Raw genomic sequence first — 20812 nt, 5'->3', positions numbered from 1 at the left:
TCCCGTTGCTAATCAAATTTCTTCAGGCAGTAAGGTAGTTTCATCCTTGGGGCGATCGCTATCTACGGATTTGGCTGTAGTTTTATCCGGTTTGATAATTAGACTTACACCAATTGTCCAACCTAATGCAACCATCCATCCTGCGAGAATGTCACTAGGAAAATGTACCCCCAGATAGAGACGACACCATGCAATAGCTATTATGTATAAGCTACCGAAGATGAGAACCAACCAGCCCCAGGAGCTAGCCCAAGTTAAGAATAGCAAAATTGCTACCAAAATTATACTCGTCATGGCGTGAGCGCTGGGAAATGCAAAACTAGACTCAGGCGCAATAGACTGCCACAATTGGGGGCGCACTCGATGCATTAACTCCTTTGCTGTGTAACTGATGATGATGCTTCCCACTGAGGCGGTAAGTAAATAAGCTAGCGATCGCCAGCGTTTTTGTAATAGTAGTATAAGTGCGATCGCACCCAAAATCGGTATCGCCGTCCAAGGCAAACCAATTGTAGCCAGCGTCACGGCTAAAACATCTAACTGTGGGTTGGCTGTAGAATGAACTGCTAACAGAATAGGCACATCCCAGGGTAAGCCTGCTTGATTCTCCCATATCTTTACTGTCAGAATTTCAAAGACCTGCAAAGGTAAATATACTCCTATCAAGAGGAGTAAGAGCGATCGCCAACGAGCAATCAACAGATTTGTCAGAAAAGAAAGTGGTGACTGACTCTCTTTATTAGCTTGTTCCACTTTTTCCATATCTAAGTTAAAAATACCGATTAACTACTTTAGTGATTACAAGTTACTAGAATCTTGAGAAGTTCCACAATGTTTACAGTATGACAAATGTTTATAAGTAATATTATGACAGTTTTGGCATTCAATGTACTGATAATAGCCACAGTGCGGACAGTAAGTATCAACCTGTCGAATTTTCTTAGCGCAATTTACACAGCGTGATTTTTGAACTCTGCTAGCTGCTTGGACTTTAGCATTAAAGACAAATTTTTGAAAAAACTGGATAATTCCAAAACCAATAATTGGAATCAGCAAGATATAAAGATAATTTATCAGGAAAAGCAAACCACCAAAAAGGGCGCTAATAATATCAAATAAAAATTTAAATATTGCACCTATTTGCAGAAACTCAAATATTTTAACAATTAGTGGTATAAAAAAGATGACTAGCAAATGCCAGCTAATTAGCGATACGAGTCCATATCCTCTTCCTTGAGCAAATTTGTGAACTGATAAGGCAATGATAATTAAAGGTAGCAGAAAGAGTGACTGAAAACCAAGCTGAATACTTGGATACCAAAATGATGCCTGCTGATAGCCTTTGTCAACTTCCCGGAATTGATTTTCATCTTTGAGAAAGGCTATAAAACTAATGCTTTCTGGTTTGGCAAGCAGTTCACTTTTCAGAGTAGAAATTTCTTGTTTTAGGGTAGAAATTTGACGATTATTTTGTTCTAATACCTGTTTAGCTTTTTCAGCACCGACTTGATTAATTGATTGTTCGCGACCCTGACCTGCAATTTTTTCTAATAATGTTGAGTCATATTGGGATTTAATAGTGCTATTGGCTTGTTCCAACGCACTAATTTTTGCTTGTTCTAGATCGATATTTTTAACGATTTGCTGCTTTTCAGGATTATTAATCTTATCTTTATAGTCAGCATATCGCAAGCAGGTTTTAGAAACATTACCCAGATGTCCTGCTTCGGGTTGTTGATAGTTTTGCTGAAAACTTAGTTGATTGTTTGGGCTATATGGCAATGAAAGTCTAACAATTTCATAATTTTTATCTTGAGTGGTTTTTGTCCGATAACTTTGCCATTCTGAATAACATGGATAAGCCTCAGTCGGACTGAGATGCCATCTGCTAATATCATCGAGTCCGGTAAAAACATTAATTAAGATAAAAATATCAATTACAATAATGACAATTAAACTCACTTTATTTAGTGGTTCATTGTTGATTGTCCTTGATTTACTAAAAAATCGACTTAAGATTAGGCGAATTCTGGCAAACATATTCTCTGTTAAATAATTAGAAGATAACGTTTACTTGTTTTACTTAACGGTGATGTGACGACAGCCGAACGACTACTCAAACAGCAGCAGCAGAGGCACCAAGGTCAATCGGATAAATGGTATTTTGAGAAGGTGATTTATGACTTGGCGCGATCGCCCTTACTAAACCTCAAAATCTTTGAACGCGTTATGGGGACGCACATCTGTGCGTCCCTAGTGAAAACTATTTAGCAGCGAAGTAGGCTTCTAATGCCTCAGAACCACCAATTAATTTACCATCGATAAACACTTGGGGAACTGTTGTCGCCCCTGTAACTGCTTGCAATGAGCGTGTGGTGATATCTTTACCCAAGGTAATTTCTTCGTAGTTAATGCTATGTTCCTTGAGCATCGCCTTAGCACGCGCACAGAAGGGACAACCCACCTTAGCAAACAGAGAAACTAGTTCGGGCTTTACTGCTTGGGGGTTGATGTATCTGAGCATTGTTTCAGCATCAGACACCTTAAAGGGATCTCCTGGCTCCTCTGGTTCAATAAACATTTGGTTAATTACACCATCTTTTACCAGCATCGAGTAACGCCACGATCGCTTACCAAAACCCAAGTCTGATTTATCTACGAGCAGACCCATGCCTTCAGTAAATTCACCATTGCCATCGGGAATTAGTGTAACATTTTCTGCTTCTTGATCCTTTGCCCATTCGTTCATGACAAAAGCATCATTGACAGAAATACAGATAATGTTATCGACACCATTTTCTTTGAGAACTCCAGCCAACTCGTTATAGCCAGGGAGATGAGTTGATGAACAAGTCGGAGTATAAGCACCCGGCAAGGAGAAGACAACCACTGTCTTATTAGCAAATAATTCATCGGTTGTCACATCTACCCACTGGTTATCTTTGCGAGTATGAAAAGTAACATTAGGAACTCTCTGTCCTTGGCGATTCGTTACCATGTTTCTGCTTCCTGAAGTAATCAAGTCCAGTCATAACCTAGCATGGGAAAGCTGGTATGATGTAACTACAGAATTAGCTAAGAAACTTCATTAATAAATGGAGCGATCGCTGCTACAAATTCAGCAGCTGATTCATAGGGTAAAACATTACGCCCGTTTATTTTTATACCTCGACCATGAGGCAAACAGGCGAGGTAGTCAGCCAAGCGTTTATCTGGTGTTTCTTTTTTACTTTTTTGGCTAATACTCGATGCAGTTTCTCCCATAACGGCTAATGTTGGTTGCCCAATAGAGGCAATAGAGGTAGTATAATCCTGCCGCCAAAACCCTGCTAAAAAAGAAAATACTGCATGGCGACTAGCAGGATTTTCTGCACCTGCAAGCAATGTGTTCAACCACTCTGCATCTACAGCATTATCAGAAGCAAAAAGTTGGCGAGTCGAGAAAGAACGTAAAAACTTTGGGGTGCGTGCATAGCGATAAAAAGCACTCCCAAAAGGGGAATCTAACACATTCCAAAGAAATTTTTGTTGCCATTCTGGTGGTTTGTTTGTCATCAAAGCCCACGGTGGGGGCCCAGAAAGTACAAGTTTAGCAATTAAGTTTGATTGCTTTTGGATTAATGCAATCGCAACTGGTAATAAAGCACCTTGTACAACTACAATCACAGGTTTTTGTACTACTGTTTGTAAAAAGGACTGCAACTGTTCTGCCCAATCACTAGGAGTATAAGCCAGATGAGGCATATCACTCTCGCCACATCCTAGTAAATCAGGGTTATAAATTGAATTCCTCTGACCTGAATTATACCATTCACGACAAAAGCGCTGCCAAAATTGCCGCGACAATCCTACACCAATAGGATGAATTAATACTAAGGGAATACCCTCAGATGTTGTGTTATTTGGTTGAAGAACTTCGTAGGCACAACGATAATTCTGCCAAATGTAAAATTGGCTAGGAGATGCTGTCAAGTTGGGTGTGTTATTTACAGCAGATGGTTGCATAGTTCCTAGTTCTAATACTTTCTAAAAAATCATCTGTGGATGAATTAACTGGTATCCAGCCTCTTTCAGCTTTTCATTCGATACCCAAGCATTATATGGGCGAGTACTCTTAATAGAAGTATCCCATATAACTTTGGGTAAATTATGTTTTTCAAATAGGCTATCTAGCAATTCTCGGCTGGTGAGATGTGCATCATCTACCAGATTATAAATTCCTTGTAAACGACGGTTACGGGCAAATTCTATCGCCGCAACAATATCATCCAAGTGAATCCAATTCGTAATATCCTCACCGCCAGTACGGGTTGTACCAGAATATTTACTAAATATTTTCAACAGTTCTCTACCAGGGCCATAAATTCCTCCGACGCGGAAGATACAAACGCGGAGATTTTCGTTAGATGCTGATAGTAACACATCCTCTGTTTTTCGGAGGATTTGGGCATTTAAATTAGGGGGTGCAAGAGGTGTTTCTTCATCTACCCATACACCATTTCTGTCACCATAGACTGCATAACTTCCTGTATATATTAATTGTTTTACACTTTTAATCTGCTGCAAAGATGAAACTAAATTTTGGGCAGTTTGTAGATAAGTTTCCTCGTAAACTTCCGCACCTTTTGCAGCAACACTCAAAAGTACAACGTCTTGATTGTGTAAAACTGATTTTAGACTATCTAAATCATTCCCGCAGGTAACAACAACTCTTTGAGATACTGATTGTAGGGCAGAGACACGCTCAGGGGAAGTTGTGGTTGCACTGACAACAAAATTCATTTTTTGCTGCCAATATTGAGCAATTTGATAACCAACATAACCACAACCAATGATTGCAACGTTCATGACAAATTAGACACAAATAAATTAAATTACTGGTTGAGAGACTATTCTCAATTAAGGGACTGGGCGTAAATAAATTTAACCGTCCAGAGCTAACAGTCAATAGGACAAAAATTTTAATTAATGACTAATAACTATTTTGCTAGTTCTTTCTCAATTATGGTAATTATTTCCGGTGAATTTGGCTGGACACTACTATTGAATCTAGCTATCACTTCACCTTGCTTATTAACTAAAAACTTTTCAAAGTTCCAAGCAACACCTCCCGTTGGCTCAACGGCTTTGGTAAGTCGCTCATAAAGGGGATGCTGCTGCGAACCTTTAGCATGGACTTTATCGAATAGTTCAAAGGTAACACCATATTTACTCGTGCAGAACTGCACAATCTCTTCATTACTTCCTGGTTCCTGCGCTCCAAAATCGTTACAGGGGAACCCCAAAATACTTAATCCTGCTTCGCCATACTTCTGGTTTAACTTTTCTAGCCCCTCGTATTGAGAAGTATAACCGCAGTAGGAAGCCACATTTACAATTAATAGTACCTTTTTGGTGTAGTCGCTTAATTGTTTATCCTCGCCGTTGATAGTCTTGATTGCGATATCCGAAATTGTGTTACTCATCTTGAATCTGATTTATAGGGAATATTGCCAAGTCTCCCATATTACAGGTACTCTAAACCCGGTTTGTTTAAGGAAATTAGGTTTGTTAGTCTTGTTATCCCTAGGATTCTGTTTAACTCAGGTGAGGCGGGGAATGGGGATGTAGTTCAATTACTTGAAAAGGGCTGTAAGATAGCGATCGCCTGTGAGTTTACACTTACAATCAGCTTTCACTGGGTGATAACTGCTATCTCAGGAGCTATCTGGGAAATATGCGTTATTTTTAATACAATCTCTGGTTGCAGAGATAAATTATGATCTTAAAGTAACAAATAACTAAGCTTTTGTATAAAAAATTAACATCGCTCTTAATTACCCCATTCTGATATCGGGAAATACTTACCTATAAAGGATATAGTTCCTTGATTTGTTGTATCGGAATTTATTCACCATAGCAGAAGCAAAAAAAATAGTATTATTTGATACAGTTTTTTACTTTGAGTAAATAGAAAATCAATCAAATTTATCCGTTTAGGCATAAATTTACCAAGGGTGCAACAAAAAGTAGTCTGATAATTTCTGTGAAAGAATGTTTTTGTTTTTTTTAATCAGAGTTTTTGATATGAGAAAAAGTGCGTTCACAGGAAAATAAATAACTGACCCAGACAATGAGATAATTATTTCCCGAAAGTGTTGACTAAAACCTTATTTGGTCAGCCTAATTAAATTAATTGATTTTGCGAAATCTGTTACCAACATCAATTACCGCTTTTCCAGCAGGAACAAATAACCAATGAATAAGCATATTCGGCCTTGGCATCGCCTATTGGCGCTAGCGATCGCTTCAATGGTGTTTGCAGTTTTTGCCCCGACAATTGTCCAGGCGGCAGATCCTCCCACTGTTCAGTCTTTGTCTGAAACTACAACGAAACTGCAAATTTCCATTGATACAACCTGGGTATTAATCACTGGATTTTTAGTATTCTTCATGCAAACCGGCTTTGCCATGTTAGAAGCAGGTTTGATCAGGCAAAGAGGTGTAGTTAACGCCTTACTAGAAAACTTCATTGACGCAGCTATAACCATCTTAGTGTGGTGGGGAATCGGCTTTGGTATTGCCTTTGGTACAAGTGCTGGCGGCTTAGTTGGCATAGATACCTTCTTCCTCAGTCAACTACCTGGTGCTGATGGTAGTTATCCATTGGGTGCGCCAGGTTCGACAGCCGCCATCAATACCTATAGCTTGTTCTTCTTCCAGTTTGCCTTTGCTGCTACGGCTAGTACAATTACTACTGGTTCAATGGCTGGAAGAACCGATTTTATAGGCGACTTAATTTACAGTGCCATTATGGGAGCAATCAGCTACCCGATTATCGTCCATTGGGCTTGGAACTCCGGCGGCTGGTTAGCCAAATTGAGCTATCACGACTTTGCGGGTAGTTCTGTTGTCCACAGCGTTGGCGGCTGGACAGCGCTGGTAGGCGCATATTTACTTGGCCCCCGTCCTGGCCGTCCAGCTTGGGGAACCCTACCACCAGCGCACAATTTAGGGTTAGCAACTTTAGGAACAATGATTCTGTGGTTCGGCTGGTACGGTTTCAACCCTGGTTCAACCCTCAGCACAGGTAATACAGGTTTGATTGGTTTGGTAACAGTCAACACCACGCTGGCCGCAGGAGCCGCGGCGCTCTCGGCGATAATTTTTCAATATACCCGTACAGGGAAGTGGGATTTAGTTTACTGTCTGAATGGTTCACTTGCAGGATTAGTGGCAATTACGGCTCCTTGCGCCTATGTTGCACCTTGGGCTTCGGTTTTGATTGGGTTAACGGGTGGTATTTTGGTTACTTTGGGAGTGGATTTGATTGAATCACTCCACATTGACGATCCAGTAGGGGCATTTGCCGTACATGGGATGAATGGAATGATGGGTACTCTGTCTGTTGGCTTTTTAGGTCAAGCAGAACTGACACTCAACAAAAAAGCAGGATTATTTTTAGGTGGTGGCTTCGATTTGCTAGGCGTACAACTTTTAGGCGTGGTGGCGATCGCAGTTTTCACTGTTGTCTTTACCTTTTTGATGTTCGGTGGTCTTAAAGCACTAGGACGCTTACGTGTCGATCCTGAAGCCGATCGCATTGGGATCGATGCTTACGAACACGGCGCATCACTATGGCCTGATGTTTATGCGATCGAAGAAAAACAAACAAATCGTCATAAGACTAATGAAGTCGGAGCTTTAGATAGCGAATAGAGGCAAGAATTCAGATCGCTATCTTTTTGGTATTCTTGTTGAAGAAGAATTCTGACTTGTTAATTCTTCTTCAACCTATAAAAATTTTATGCTGCTTAAAGGACTGAGAGTTAGTATACTGCTATTGGCAGTTATGGGAAATCTGGCATGGTCATTTAGTGCCAAGGCAACCCTTAGCGGCAAACTCACCGTAGAAATTGATGGCTTGAAGAATAAGCAGGGACAAGTGTGTGCCAGTATATTTGCTAGCAGTGAAGGATTTCCGAGCGATCGCAATCGCACCTTACAAAAGCAGTGTATCAAGATTAATGACACTCCTTTACCCATTACCTTTGAGAACTTGAAAGCAGGTAGTTACGCCGTTGCTGTCTTCCACGATCAAAATAATGACCGCATTCTTAACACCAATGTTTTTGGTATACCAAAAGAAGGTTTTGGATTTTCCAGAAATCCAGAAATTCGCACAGGTGCGCCCAAATTTAGCGAAGCAGCATTTTTAGTAGCAGGCCCAGAAACTAATATCCAAATCCGCTTGAAATATTTTTAGCCTGACAGCAGATTTAAACTTGGTTCAGTAGACCAAATAGAATTCAAAACCACATATAAAACCTGCTTTCCTCCTGAATCTGCCAATTTTAGATTTTGAAATTTCGATTGAAGGAAAAATCTTAAATAGAGTGAATCTTAATCTATTCTTGTAAATCTTTGTGTGAATCTTCCGATAAACCTTGTTGTTCCGGCAAACCACGCATTCGATTCATCTGAGTTAAAGCATATCTTGCTGTTGCTTGCACTTCGGCATCTGGATCGTCTAACGCATGGCGCAACATCTGAGTCATTTGACCCATCATGTCATAAACGCGTGTCAAATCACGGATTGCATTTTGCCGTACTTGTGGACTTTCATCTTGGATTGAGATTGCTAAAGCACGATTCATCGGTTTGAGTGTGCGGATGCCAATTTCTGCCAAAGCTGCTAAAATCAAGCTGCTTTCTTGAGAATCAGCATCAATCATCAGGTCAACTATAGGCTGAATTGCCCGCGAATCTCCCTGTTGACCCAAATCCCAGATAGCCTTGCGCCGCTTCTTTGGGTCAGGACTGCGTAAGTCTTGAATTAATTCGTCAACAATATTTAGTTTAGCAAGCCGGGAAGTTTTTTCTGGTAGCAGCAATTGTGAAGGAAGTGGTGGCGTAGCTATTTTTGGATTAGTTACAATCTCTGGTGGGGGTGGTATCATCGTTGTTTTGTTAGCTTCAGTCAAACTTTTAGTATTTGATATTTCTGACTTTTGCACTTGTTTGACCTGACGAAACCACCTCAGTAGGTAAATAAGTGCGCCAATACTTCCTAGAATGCCAATGGCAAATATCAACCACCAGACAAAACCAAAACCTCTTTCGGTTGCTTTGGGTGTTGTAGTTGGTTTAGAAGTTAAAACAGGAGAGGCAATAATTGGAGAGGTGACAATCTGATTTTTGGCAGCTAAGGCTGCTTGCAGTTTCTCTCTAGTTGTCAGACCCGCAAGGCCATCTACTTTTAAACCCTTTACTTTCTGGAATTTAGCTACAGCGATTTCTGTAGTGGCATTATACTGTCCATCTATCAGTCCACTGTAGTATCCCAACTGCTTTAATTGGGTTTGTAATCTCTGCACATCTGATTTTCGACTACCATATCTCAAAACAGACGGACTAGCAGGAACTGTCGAACTAGCTTGCGCAAGTTCTAAAATTTTAGGCGCTAGCTTAGGTGTAGCTGTACTTGCGCGATTTGGGTAAAAACCCACGCAAGAAAAACAGGTAAATATCAGAATTGAGGAACGGCATAGCCTCATATTGAAAGTTTCAGCCTGAACGTGCTTTTGAAGTCTTCGATACCACAATACCTTCAAGATGTCCAAATGTTAACTATTATTTTTTATTGGAGATTGGGGATGGGCTATGTATTATTCCCCTTGCTTCCTGCTATACCTCCCCTTTAACTATTATTTATGGCAAAATTTCTTGTTCAGATTCTCTGACTACTAGAGTTACAGGGCTTAATTTTTTAGCAGATGCTTCTAAAACGGGTTGCTGTATATTAGCTATTTCGCCGACAGTAACTGTGTCGTTTCGCGCTGCTAAAGTATCGCGTTGGTTAATCAGATAGATGCTGATTAAAGTCAGGAAAACACCTACCCATTGCAACGGACTGAGGACTTCTGAAAGGAAGATATTGCCGAACAGTAGGGCAAATATCGGTGTGAGGAAGGTGAGGGAACTAAGACTCGTGAGACTGCCACTAGAGGCAAAGTAGAAAAATAATCCGTAGGCGATCGCACTGCCAAATACGGTAGCATAACCCAAAGCAACTAAATCAGATGCTCCCAGATTCTCCCACTGCTGAGATTCAACAACTGATGAAATTCCCCATAGTGGCAATCCCCCCAAAATCATGTGCCATCCCGTAGCTGTTACTGGGTCAGCATGTCGGCATACAAATCGAATCAATACTGTTCCCACTGCCATCGATAGCGCTGCTAATAGCATCAACCACTCACCGCTAGCAAACAAATCTTGCCAGTTGCCAATTGTGATATTTGCGCCTGAGTCGAGAAAATGTAAAATCAACTCATCAGGTAAACCAATTAAACTAATGCCTGTGACTCCCAAGCCTAGACCCAGCCATCCCCAAAAACCAATGTGTTCTTGGAATAGCCACAACGACAGCAAGGCAACAGCCAAGGGTTGCGAGTCAATCATCACAGACCCTAACCCCGCACTCGTTCTGACTAATCCCTCTGCCAAGAAGCCTTGAAACAGCGTTCCATCTACTAGAGCAAATAAGGCAATCCACAGCCATGCAGCCCAACCTTTGGGCTGGGGTTTACCCATGAATGCTGCTGCTATTAAAATTAACACTCCAGCTGGTATCAAACGCACACCTGCCATGAATAGGGGTGTGGTGTGGGGTATCACTCCTTTCATGGCTACCATTGCCGTCCCCCATAGGAAAAAGGGGGCAATTAACAAAAGAGGGGCGAAGGGAAATCGAGATGCACTGAGTTTCAGTTGCATGGGTTTGCTGATGCCTTTGTTTAACAAGCATAAAAATCGCTTTACCCAATTTTACCGAATTATGTAGTTTTGCGATCGCGTAGCCTCGCAAAGATAAGGAAAGAATACTCAGGTTACAGGAGGTTGAATATTTTTTAACGTAACGATACAGATAGCTTTAAAAATCTGTACTAACCTTCTGTGCTTCTTTGATTGAGAGTTAAATTCGATGGGGAAAATTAAGATATAGTCCAATTTTATAAACGCAAATTAGGCAGCTTTTTAAAATCTTTTCAAAAATCAAATACTAGTCCTATAGTTACTAAAACTTTTGTCACATAAGCAACGCCATTGCTTCTCTACGATTGGAGCGATTTCGTGCAGAAAAGCAAGCAGTCTTAACTGCTTTATTGAAGTTTTAGATAAGGATACCTAAGTTTTCCCGGCTCAAGTATCCAATAGCAACATAACCTATATGAAATAGATTGTTAATTCTATTCTAATTACTAGTCTTTATTTTTTAATGCTTCTTAGGACAGTTTATAAATTGAACCTTAAGCAGGATGCCAAAATTAGAGATTATGTCTATTTTATTTTTGAAATTATCTTGAGATGAATAATCTTTTTTTTGTAAGATGTGCGTTAGCCTAGTGTAACGCACCCTACTTTCTAAAATAAGTTAGCAACGCTAGACTTTTCTAAACTAGCTACTAGTTTTACTCCAAATTCTTCCTCAAATACTCCTTTTTTATAATCTAAGCTCCAAAGTTCTAAAGCACAGTCATCATCAGGTTGAGATGGAAAAATCAGCAGATTTACCTGCTGAAGCTGTTGATAATACTCACATTGCACTTGAGCGATCGCACCAATTTGTCGTCTGTCTAATGCCACTGCTAATCTCAGAATAGCACTCAATTGACTAACCATTTGGCATTGCTCTTTAGTCAGCATACTCTGGTAAATTTCATGTTTTTTCTTGGGTGGCGATTTGCGATGATAACGAGCTAAATTGGCTATGATTTCAATCTCGGTTTCTGTATAACCAAGTAATTCGCCATTGCGAATTAAATAGTAAGAGTGCTTGTGGTGAGAGGAGTGACTGACATAATGCCCGCAATTGTGTAATATTGCGGCTGTCCACAACAGTTGTCGCTCGTCAGATCCCCAATGATGTAACGTACCTTGAGTTTGGTCAAATAAACTCTCGGCAAATTTGGCGACGCGATCGCTATATTCTAAATTGACGTGGTATTTATTAGCAATTTTTAAAACATTTCGCTCCCGAATTGAACTTTGGTAGCGGAGCTTATCTTCAATTAAACCGTGGGCTAACATCCAATCTACGATTACGCCTTCTCTCAGAGACCGCTCGCAAACTGTGATGGATTCACTACCCAAAAGGGTCATCACTTCCTGTAATATTACTGCACCAGACAGTATAACTTCAGACCGCTTATCTGGCATACCAGGAATCTCAACCTTTTCGGAATTACTCAGTTTCCGCAAGCGATTTACCAACTCTTGCAAGTCTTTAAGACTAAACTGGTAGCCATTAAGAGTGGAAGGAATAACACCTAAATTTTCTCGTGCATGAATCATCGCCAAGGTTTCAATCGTGCCAGATGTACCCACCAAACGGGGAGATTCCTCAATCTGGAAATTTGCTAATACCTCATCCACGGAACGTTCTAACATCCCACGTGCATAAGCTTGCAGATACTGAAACTCGGTGTTGCTGATGGGGTCGGTGGTGATTAACTCGGTAGTGAGTCGCACTGCACCGACTTTGGTACTGGTGAGAGTGCGTGCTTGGTGACTATTGCCTAAAATTAATTCTGTGGAACCACCGCCAATATCAACAATGATATGGGGTTGGTTGTGAAATTCCATCCCCGACAGCACGCCAAGGTAGATTCGTCGGGCTTCTTCTTGACCAGAAATCAAGTTAACGCTTAAACCCAACTCCTTTTCTACTCTGTGCAAAAAATCTTTACCATTGGGGGCTTCGCGCACCGCACTAGTTGCCACAGCAATGATTGTTTCGACATTGATGGTTTTGGCAACTTCTTGGAAGCGTCCTAAAGCAGCGATCGCCTTTTTAACGATCTCTGGTTTGAGTTCTCCAGTGGTAAGATTGCGATCGCCAAGTCTGACGGTTTCTTTTTCTTTGGCGATAATGCTGAAGGCTGGTAGCGTCGGGTCAATTTTGACTACTACCATGTGTAAAGAATTTGTTCCCAAGTCAATGGCAGCAATAATCCGATCTTGCTTAGGTGGTTGAGTTGGAACACTCTCCCAGCTAGCCGAAACTAAATTCTGCATCTAGTTTTCTCTCTCTATTAAGAAATGATGGCAAACGGTGGTATGTCGGAGTAGCTGGCACTGATATTTATTAAAACTCACTTACTCTGACTAAGTGCTGTTAGCGGATAGCTATGGTTTAGCCCGGATTGAGTAAAAATACTCAGCACTCGCAACTCAGTTTCGTTGAGGGCAACTGAGGTAAGTATATTCACCCTAATGCTCCTAACGCTAGTGACTGTTTAAAGATATTTAAAGTTGCCACTTTAGATGATGTTTTTACAAATAACAAATAACGTTATTCTATAGATGTAAAGATGTGTGAACTAAGCATTGGGAATGGGTAATGGGAAGGATGAAGGACACAAGGAAGAGAATGAGAATAACCCATGCCCAATCCCCATTCCCATTGCCCCCAATCCTCATTACCCCGGGCCCCACCTTCCCCAATCCCCAATCCTATGTTAAGGACACCAGAACGCCCCCAGAAACCAGTTTGGCTTGTAATTATCCTGCTTTTGCGCTGGCATAAACCAGAAGGACGGTTAATTTTAATGATTCCTGCCCTTTGGGCTGTGTTTTTGGCAGCTTCAGGGAAACCGCCTTTACCTCTGGTTGGTGTGATTATATTAGGTACTCTGGCCACGAGTGCGGCTGGGTGCGTTGTCAATGATTTGTGGGATCGGGATATCGATCCAGAAGTGGAAAGAACACGCGATCGCCCCCTCGCTTCTCGCGCCTTGTCTGTGAAAGTTGGGATTGTAGTTGCGATCGTATCCCTAGTATGTGCAGCTATCCTGGCCTTTTACCTTAACCCCCTGAGTTTCTGGTTATGTGTGGCAGCAGTGCCCGTAATTGTTCTTTATCCAGGCGCAAAGCGGGTGTTTCCTGTACCGCAACTCGTGCTTTCAATCGCTTGGGGTTTTGGCGTATTAATTAGCTGGAGTGCAGTTACCCAAACTATCTCCCAACCAACTTGGTTACTTTGGGGCGCAACCCTACTGTGGACACTGGGATTTGATACAGTTTACGCCATGAGCGACAAGGAAGACGATCGCCGCATTGGTGTTAATTCTAGTGCCCTATTTTTTGGGAATTATGCCCCTCTCGCTATTGGAATTTTCTTTGCTGGCACAATTTTGTTATTGTCTTGGTTAGGTGTCCTCATGCATCTGCACTTTGCCTTCTGGGTTAGCCTTGCAGTTGCAACTATCGGATGGGTTTGGCAGTCTCTGCGATTAAGACAGCGAGACTTACCTAATCCTGTTTATGGTGAGATGTTTCGGCAAAACGTGTGGATTGGTTTTATCTTACTTGCTGGGATGATTACTGGCTCTCTTTAATAAATAAAAAGAGAATTATCATAACTTTAATTATGAGATTTTTAATTGAAGTGTACTTCTAAATCGTAGCAATTGCGCGTCGATGAGTTAAGCAAAAAATATTTATGAGTTTTTGTATGTTTAAATTATTTGATTGGTTTAGTCCATTAATTCAGTTTGTGCGTACTTGGACAGCAATAAGTCTAATATGTTTAGTTATTACTTGGTCATTTCCTGCACAAGCTGTTACCCGTATCGATCCGCAACTAGAACAGCAAGTATTACAAATTATCCGCGAACATCCAGAGGCAATTATTGAATCTGTTCAAGCATATCAGCAGCTACAACAACAAAAAGTCAAACAATCACAGCAAGAATTTTTGCAGGATTTAAAAACGAATCCTCAAACAGTGATTGGTGAGTCTCCCATCACAGGTTCAACTCAGTCAAAAACTGTGCTAGTAGAATTTTCCGATTTTCAATGCCCCTATTGTGCTGAGGCGCATAAAACATTGAAACAATTATTAGCAAAGTATCCAGATAAAGTAAAATTAGTTTACAAGAATTTCCCGCTTGTTTCAATTCATGCTGAAGCATTACCAGCTGCGGCAGCAGCTTGGGCAGCATATCAGCAGGGAAAATTTTGGGAATACCATGATGCACTATTTACTAATCAAAAGCAACTGGGTGAGGCTTTATATTTAGATATTGCTAAAAAACTAAAGCTAGATATAAGTAAGTTTAAACGCGATCTTACTCTTGCTACTCCCGCAATTATAAGAGATATCCAATTAGCAGAAAAATTGGCTATTTCTGGCACACCTTTCTTTGTCATTAATAGTCCAACTTTTTCAGGAGTAGTGCAGTTAGCAGATATCGAAAATATATTGACTGGTGCTAAGTAAATTAGTGCATTTGAAAATAGCCTCTAACTATTTACAGCACTTCCTGCTGCTATTTATAAATAGTCTTTCAGATTCCCTTTTTGATTCTCTAAATATTTAATCTTTAATTCCTCTGGAACAGGAATAGGGCGACTATTTTGTAAACTTACAAAAGCACACTTTTGGCTAGCTACTGCTGCTAACTCATTGTTAGATAAAATTTCAGCTTGCACAGTCCACTTCAACCGTCCTAAATTACTCAGCCATAAACGTCCAACTACTTGGCCAATAATTTTTATCGAGGTTTATATTCTATTTTAGTTCCAGCTAGAACAGGTGCATATCCTTGCTCAATTTGCTGATTGAGTTGCCAATGTTCATCTAGAAACTTTAAACGTAAATCTTCTAGCCATCTGATGTACACAATATTACTCACAATTCCCATAAAGTCGATGTCGTATGTTTTTACAGGAATTTTTAATACTACTTCTAATGGTCTGTGCAAACTGTTATTTCCTAGCATTATTCCTCTTTGTTGGATTTTTCAAACTGATCGGTCTGTAAAATTATAAAAAATTTACTCTCTTCACGCATAGGTAATTGTCTAATAACCCATTACCCACAACAATTTCAAACTTCTACTTTGTAGTTTAAGATTAACTCGTCACCAGGTAAACCTCTAATACCCCAATTATATTTTGGCGTTTCAAAAATTGTGATTTCAATATCGTATACAGTAATATTAAATTTTTCATTAATATTTTTAATCAGTAGGCGAATCAACTCTTTTTTTGTTTCCACCGAGCGCCCCTCAAACATGCTAATCTCGATAATCAGATAATTGTCTGTTCTATCAGATGGATAGTAAAAATCTGATTTATCCAGTGGGAAAAATCGGTGAAATCTTTTTTCAATAGTAAGCTGTAAAACCTCTATGAGAGAAGCATGGATTATATTGGATAGTTCTGTTTTAATAGGATTTAATTTGTCTGCTAAAGCATATATCTTGATTTGTACCATACATTTAAAGGTGAGATTCCAAGTACTGATTTAGGTGATTAATTACCCTGCTCATGTGAATTTAATCTCCATAAAGCTTACTCATCATTATGGCTCCTTCGAGGGTTGCAATTATGATAGTAGCGATTATCATCAGCACTTACTTCAGGGTGAATCTCACCTTTCTCGATTCCCCTTTCAATAATTCGACGAATCAGATACAGCCAAGAGTTCATCGCCTGTTGAGCGCGTTCCCGTAACGCCGGATGAGCATCATCACTCTCCACAGCAGTATTTAGCAGTGGACATCCTCCTTTGATAGGTGGATTTTCTGCGAAGCTACTAAATATCCCAATGATTGCTTGCAGTTCTACTGTATGGCGTTTGCTTCGCAATGCAAATCTAATGTGCTGTTTATGCTGAAAGAGTTAAAATCTGCTCGACAACCTGAGAATTAACATCTTTATATTCGCCCAAAGCTACAGTACCGCGCTTTTCAAAACGCTCAATAATTACAGGAATGGTATCAAGTCCAACACCATAATCAGATAAGCGGGTGCGTACACCAACAGACTCGAAGAAATGGCGAGTTTTAGCGATCGCTTCAGTAACCCGTTTTTCCTCACTACCATCGACAATTCCCCAAACTTGCTGGGCATATTGTAGAAGTTTTTGCCATTTGCGATCGCGTTTAATTGTCAGGGTACTGGGTAGCACAATAGCCAAAGTTTGAGCATGATCCAAACCATGCAGTGCTGTTAATTCATGCCCAATCATGTGAGTTGCCCAATCTTGGGGTACTCCTACACCAATTAACCCATTAAGTGCCAATGTCGCAGACCACATCACATTAGCCCGTGCATTGTAGTCTTGGGGATTAGCTAAAGTTTTTGGCCCCTCCTCAATCAGCGTTTTTAAGATTGATTCAGCCATCTGGTCTTGTAGTGGCGCATTGACCGGATAAGTCAAATACTGTTCCATCACATGGGTATAAGCATCGACAATTCCATTACTAATTTGCCGTACAGGTAGGGAAAAAGTCGATTCTGGGTCGAGAACAGAAAAACGAGGAAACACCAAAGGACTGCTGAAAGGTAATTTTTCTTGGGTTTCCCACTTCGTGATAACCGAATTAGTATTCATTTCCGAACCGGTTGCAGGTAAAGTCAAAACTGTACCGAAGGGGACAGCAGCCTTTACAGGTGCATTCTTGGCGAGGATATCCCAAGGATCGCCCACAAAGGGAACCGCAGCAGCAATAAACTTAGTGCCATCTAAAACGGAACCACCACCGACAGCAAGGAGAAAGTCTATTCCCTCATTCCGTACTATTTCAACCGCTTTCAAGAGGGTTTCCAGGTGAGGATTGGGTTCGATTCCACCAAACTCAACTACATTCCGTCCAGACAACGCAGACTTCACCTGGTCATAAACACCATTAGTTTTGATGCTACCGCCACCGTAGGTAATGAGAATTTTGGCATCAGCAGGAATTTCAGCAGCAATATTGGCGATTTGACCTTTGCCAAACAGGATTTTGACTGGGTTGTAAAAAACAAAATTTTCCATGAGTGATTAGACTAAGGAATCGGATTTGACTTTGAGTATTGTAATCAGTTTTATGGCGTTGACCAATTGCAGTCAGAATCGAGATGTAGAGACGCAATATATCTTTTCTATTAAGATTTTGAATTATCCTTATTGTATTAGAAAGTCAAGCTTTGAGCTTGACAAAGCTATAGCAGTCCTAAATCATTTGTAAAAAGAAAAGAAACGAACCGCAGAGGCGCAGAGAAGCCAGTGCGTTGGGCGGGTTCCCCGAATTGTAGCAACTGGCGCGACGCAGAGAGAGAAATCGGAGATTTTCACGGCTCATTTAGGATTGCTATAGCTGCTAGTTGTTTATGTTTGATAATTTTGGTGAAAAAAATAAAAGTGCTGATGAAATTGGCGAAAATTCTAGTAGATAATTAAGCTAATTTTAGATTTTGATTTGGATGAAAAATCTCAAATACAAAATCTAAAATTGGTATGCGGAATTAAACTTTACTCAACCATTCATTCTCTTCTGGGTCTTTGAATAGTGAAGTGCTGAGATAGCGTTCGCCGAAGCTAGGCTGGATCATGACGATTAGCCGTCCTGCATTTTCTGGCCGTTGTGCTACTTGAATAGCTGCATATAAAGCAGCACCAGTAGAAATCCCCGATAACAATCCTTCTTCTTTTGCTAGGCGACGGCTGTAAGCGATCGCTTGCTCATCTGCTACCTGAATTACTTCATCCACCACATCTGGACGATAAATTGCTGGAACAAATCCCGCGCCAATACCCTGAATTTTGTGAGAGCCTGATTTACCACCTGTTAATACTGGACTGTTGCTTGGTTCAACTGCGATCGCTTGAAAACTTGGTTTCCGTTTTTTAATAACTTCTGCAATTCCTGTAATTGTCCCCCCAGTACCCACTCCCGCCACGAGAATATCTACTTCTCCATCGGTATCATTCCAGATTTCTTCTGCGGTGGTTTCGGCGTGAACTTTCGGGTTAGCAGGGTTGCAGAACTGCTGCAACATATAAGCATTGGGCGTTTGAGCTACAATCTGCTCTGCATGAGCGATCGCTCCTCGCATCCCTTCTACCCCTGGCGTTAACTCTACTTGAGCGCCATAAGCTTTGAGCATCGATCGTCTTTCATGGCTCATTGTGTCAGGCATCGTTAGAATGAGATGGTACCCCTTAGCGGCCGCCACCATCGCTAACGCAATTCCTGTATTTCCAGAAGTCGGCTCTACTAAAACAGTTTTTCCGGGGTGAATCAAGCCTGCTTCTTCTGCCGCTTCCACCATACTCGCGCCAATCCGATCTTTCACAGAAGATGCTGGATTCATGCTTTCTAGCTTCACCACAATCCGAGCAACCGCTCCTGAAGCTTGGGGAATTTTGTTTAATTGAACTAAAGGAGTTCGTCCGATTAACTCTGTGATATCTTTCGCTATCCGCATGTTACTACTCCGTCGTGTCTAAATATAATACATCGGGCTTTGCTGGGCGCGAGTTTCTCTTTCCTCGCACAAGTCTTGGAGTGTATACCTACCCAACACTTCAATTGAAGCAACGTTAGCTTGCTCCCAAACTTCATAAACCAGAGTCTTTTCTAGAGTCGGAGAGTCAGAAGTATCTTTCTCTTTCCGCTCGCCTTCGACTAAAGTGACAATTTCTAGCAGTGTAATTTGCCAAGGTTCACGAGCTAAAACAAAACCTCCTTTAGAGCCGCGTTGACTCTGCACCACACCAGCACGCCGGAGGTTGGTCAAAATTTGTTCCAGGTAGCGCTCAGGTATGGGTTGTTTGGTAGCGATCTCGCTCATGCTTAGAGGAAGTTTTTTTCTGTGGTGGCTTGCCAGTTCTAAGAGTGCCAGCAGTGCGTATTCCACTTTGGAAGATAAATCCAAGAGAACGTAGTTTTGGCTATTCAAGACTGTACTCAATATACTACGGTTAATTGGGTGACTTATCGCAGTTTATGCGAAATTAATTTTTTCAAAGTAGGGAATGTGATAGCATCCCATTTACTACTCACGAACACACTATATCCTATCGACTTACCGTAGATTATGAACTTACATAATTCCCATAAATGACTCGATCTTTTTGTGGGAATTATCCTGAGTTTCTGTTTTCAGAGCCTCACCTACCAACACAAATCTCAACAGAGTATGCTACTAACTGATTTGCGAACCATTTTTGAGCGTGACCCAGCAGCGCGTAACTGGCTAGAAGTATTGTTTTGTTATCCTGGACTCCAAGCCCTAGTGTTTCATAGATTGGCACACTGGCTGCATAAAATTGGAATTCCCTTTATACCTCGATTCATTTCTCATATTAGTCGGTTTTTAACTGGGATTGAAATCCATCCTGGGGCATTAATCGGCCAGGGAGTGTTTATTGACCACGGTATGGGAGTTGTGATTGGTGAAACTGCGATCGTGGGCGATCATGCCCTAATTTATCAAGGTGTCACCCTTGGCGGGACTGGGAAAGAAAGCGGCAAACGCCATCCAACTTTAGGCTCTCATGTAGTTGTGGGAGCAGGTGCGAAAGTATTGGGAAATATTCAAATTGGCGATCGCGTTCGGATTGGAGCCGGTTCTGTGGTGCTGCGAGATGTACCCAGTAACACTACGGTAGTTGGGATTCCAGGGCGCGTGACTCGTCAGAACAACTTGTCTACCAATGTTCTAGATCATGATAAAGTCCGCGACGTAGAAGCTGAAGTCATCCGCGCTTTATTTGAACGCGTCAAGGTGCTAGAGAAACAGTTCGAAGAGTTGCAAGATCAATCAAGTTTGTCCCCAACTGAGCTTGGCGACGAACAAACCTACAACCCTAAGAGCAATAAGTCTGATGGGATGATTGAAGATTTTCTTGATGGTGCAGGAATTTAATTTAGGGCATTGGGGATTGAAAAGAGGCAGGGGGTAGAGGGGAAAATTCTTTTTCCCTACTCCCCTCTTTAATAAATGCCCAGATACTCTTAGAACCTGATATAAATATAATACTACGGTTAAT

The 20812-nt window shown here is 41.1% G+C and carries 19 protein-coding genes and 2 pseudogenes; 6 read left to right on the top strand and 15 right to left on the bottom strand.

Going from position 1 to position 20812, the window contains the following annotated elements:
• Window positions 1–12: 12 nt before the first annotated feature.
• Window positions 13–762 (bottom strand): phosphatase PAP2 family protein, encoded by a 750-nt coding sequence (locus tag V7K55_RS14685; RefSeq protein WP_334832468.1) that lies wholly within the window; start codon window positions 760–762, stop codon window positions 13–15.
• Window positions 763–798: 36 nt separating this feature from the next.
• On the bottom strand, window positions 799–2040 hold the full coding sequence (locus V7K55_RS14680) for a hypothetical protein (RefSeq protein WP_334832466.1): 1242 nt from the start codon (window positions 2038–2040) through the stop codon (window positions 799–801).
• Between the two features lie 54 nt (window positions 2041–2094).
• Here V7K55_RS14680 and V7K55_RS14675 point away from each other — a divergent pair, with 54 nt between their 5' ends.
• Window positions 2095–2271, top strand: a complete 177-nt coding sequence (locus V7K55_RS14675) for a hypothetical protein (RefSeq protein ID WP_334832464.1) — start codon at window positions 2095–2097, stop codon at window positions 2269–2271.
• Here the strand turns inward: V7K55_RS14675 and V7K55_RS14670 are convergent.
• The 4 genes from V7K55_RS14670 to V7K55_RS14655 all read right to left on the bottom strand — a co-directional run bounded on the left by V7K55_RS14670 (window position 2264) and on the right by V7K55_RS14655 (window position 5465).
• Window positions 2264–2998, bottom strand: coding sequence for a glutathione peroxidase (locus V7K55_RS14670; protein ID WP_334832462.1), 735 nt, complete (start codon window positions 2996–2998; stop codon window positions 2264–2266). The genes V7K55_RS14675 and V7K55_RS14670 overlap by 8 nt on opposite strands.
• Window positions 2999–3075: 77 nt before the next feature.
• Window positions 3076–4005, bottom strand: coding sequence for an alpha/beta fold hydrolase (locus V7K55_RS14665; RefSeq protein WP_334832460.1), 930 nt, complete (start codon window positions 4003–4005; stop codon window positions 3076–3078).
• Window positions 4006–4026: 21 nt separating this feature from the next.
• The gene (locus V7K55_RS14660; RefSeq protein WP_334832458.1) at window positions 4027–4848 is read right to left on the bottom strand and encodes an SDR family oxidoreductase; all 822 of its coding nucleotides are present in this window, start codon (window positions 4846–4848) and stop codon (window positions 4027–4029) included.
• 131 nt (window positions 4849–4979) lie between these two features.
• The gene (locus tag V7K55_RS14655) at window positions 4980–5465 is read right to left on the bottom strand and encodes a glutathione peroxidase (RefSeq protein ID WP_334832456.1); all 486 of its coding nucleotides are present in this window, start codon (window positions 5463–5465) and stop codon (window positions 4980–4982) included.
• Between the two features lie 772 nt (window positions 5466–6237).
• On the opposite strand from V7K55_RS14655, the gene V7K55_RS14650 reads away from it, so the two are divergent.
• Complete coding sequence (locus V7K55_RS14650; protein WP_334832454.1) at window positions 6238–7698, top strand: ammonium transporter; 1461 nt, start codon at window positions 6238–6240, stop codon at window positions 7696–7698.
• 91 nt (window positions 7699–7789) lie between these two features.
• Window positions 7790–8245 carry a DUF2141 domain-containing protein gene (locus V7K55_RS14645; RefSeq protein WP_334832488.1) on the top strand — a complete coding sequence of 152 codons (456 nt, stop codon included), beginning with the start codon at window positions 7790–7792 and terminating at the stop codon, window positions 8243–8245.
• A gap of 142 nt (window positions 8246–8387) precedes the next feature.
• Here the strand turns inward: V7K55_RS14645 and V7K55_RS14640 are convergent, their stop codons facing one another.
• The 3 genes from V7K55_RS14640 to V7K55_RS14630 all read right to left on the bottom strand — a co-directional run bounded on the left by V7K55_RS14640 (window position 8388) and on the right by V7K55_RS14630 (window position 13059).
• The gene (locus tag V7K55_RS14640; protein WP_334832452.1) at window positions 8388–9536 is read right to left on the bottom strand and encodes a peptidoglycan-binding protein; all 1149 of its coding nucleotides are present in this window, start codon (window positions 9534–9536) and stop codon (window positions 8388–8390) included.
• Between the two features lie 154 nt (window positions 9537–9690).
• A complete protein-coding gene (locus tag V7K55_RS14635) occupies window positions 9691–10758 on the bottom strand; it encodes a DMT family transporter (RefSeq protein WP_334832450.1) in 1068 nt (355 codons plus the stop codon).
• Between the two features lie 648 nt (window positions 10759–11406).
• A complete protein-coding gene (locus V7K55_RS14630; protein WP_334832448.1) occupies window positions 11407–13059 on the bottom strand; it encodes a Ppx/GppA phosphatase family protein in 1653 nt (550 codons plus the stop codon).
• Window positions 13060–13499: 440 nt separating this feature from the next.
• Here V7K55_RS14630 and V7K55_RS14625 point away from each other — a divergent pair, with 440 nt between their 5' ends.
• A complete protein-coding gene (locus V7K55_RS14625; RefSeq protein ID WP_334832447.1) occupies window positions 13500–14381 on the top strand; it encodes a 4-hydroxybenzoate solanesyltransferase in 882 nt (293 codons plus the stop codon).
• Window positions 14382–14497: 116 nt separating this feature from the next.
• Window positions 14498–15265 (top strand): DsbA family protein, encoded by a 768-nt coding sequence (locus tag V7K55_RS14620; protein WP_334832445.1) that lies wholly within the window; start codon window positions 14498–14500, stop codon window positions 15263–15265.
• A 53-nt stretch (window positions 15266–15318) separates the two neighbouring features.
• On the opposite strand, the pseudogene V7K55_RS14615 reads toward V7K55_RS14620, so the two are convergent.
• From V7K55_RS14615 to V7K55_RS14590, 6 genes and pseudogenes are all read right to left on the bottom strand, one after another.
• Window positions 15319–15767 (bottom strand): annotated as a pseudogene (locus V7K55_RS14615) (acyl-CoA thioesterase).
• Between the two features lie 107 nt (window positions 15768–15874).
• Complete coding sequence (locus tag V7K55_RS14610) at window positions 15875–16264, bottom strand: tautomerase family protein (protein ID WP_334832443.1); 390 nt, start codon at window positions 16262–16264, stop codon at window positions 15875–15877.
• Window positions 16265–16325: 61 nt separating this feature from the next.
• A pseudogene (locus tag V7K55_RS14605) lies at window positions 16326–16656 on the bottom strand (TetR family transcriptional regulator C-terminal domain-containing protein); the annotation flags it as partial.
• A 1-nt stretch (window position 16657) separates the two neighbouring features.
• The gene (locus tag V7K55_RS14600) at window positions 16658–17812 is read right to left on the bottom strand and encodes an iron-containing alcohol dehydrogenase (protein WP_334832441.1); all 1155 of its coding nucleotides are present in this window, start codon (window positions 17810–17812) and stop codon (window positions 16658–16660) included.
• 470 nt (window positions 17813–18282) lie between these two features.
• Window positions 18283–19245, bottom strand: a complete 963-nt coding sequence (gene cysK / locus V7K55_RS14595; RefSeq protein WP_334832439.1) for a cysteine synthase A — start codon at window positions 19243–19245, stop codon at window positions 18283–18285.
• Between the two features lie 18 nt (window positions 19246–19263).
• Window positions 19264–19746: an RrF2 family transcriptional regulator gene (locus V7K55_RS14590; protein ID WP_334832486.1), complete on the bottom strand. Its 483-nt coding sequence runs from the start codon at window positions 19744–19746 to the stop codon at window positions 19264–19266.
• A 213-nt stretch (window positions 19747–19959) separates the two neighbouring features.
• Here V7K55_RS14590 and cysE point away from each other — a divergent pair, with 213 nt between their 5' ends.
• Window positions 19960–20688, top strand: a complete 729-nt coding sequence (gene cysE / locus V7K55_RS14585) for a serine O-acetyltransferase (protein WP_334832437.1) — start codon at window positions 19960–19962, stop codon at window positions 20686–20688.
• The last annotated feature ends 124 nt before the right edge of the window (window positions 20689–20812 follow it).

It is taken from the genome of Nostoc sp. (assembly GCF_036919895.1).
Taxonomy (GTDB): domain Bacteria; phylum Cyanobacteriota; class Cyanobacteriia; order Cyanobacteriales; family Nostocaceae; genus Nostoc.
Note: the sequence above shows the minus strand (reverse complement) of the source record. Positions and strands in the feature narration are given on the sequence as shown.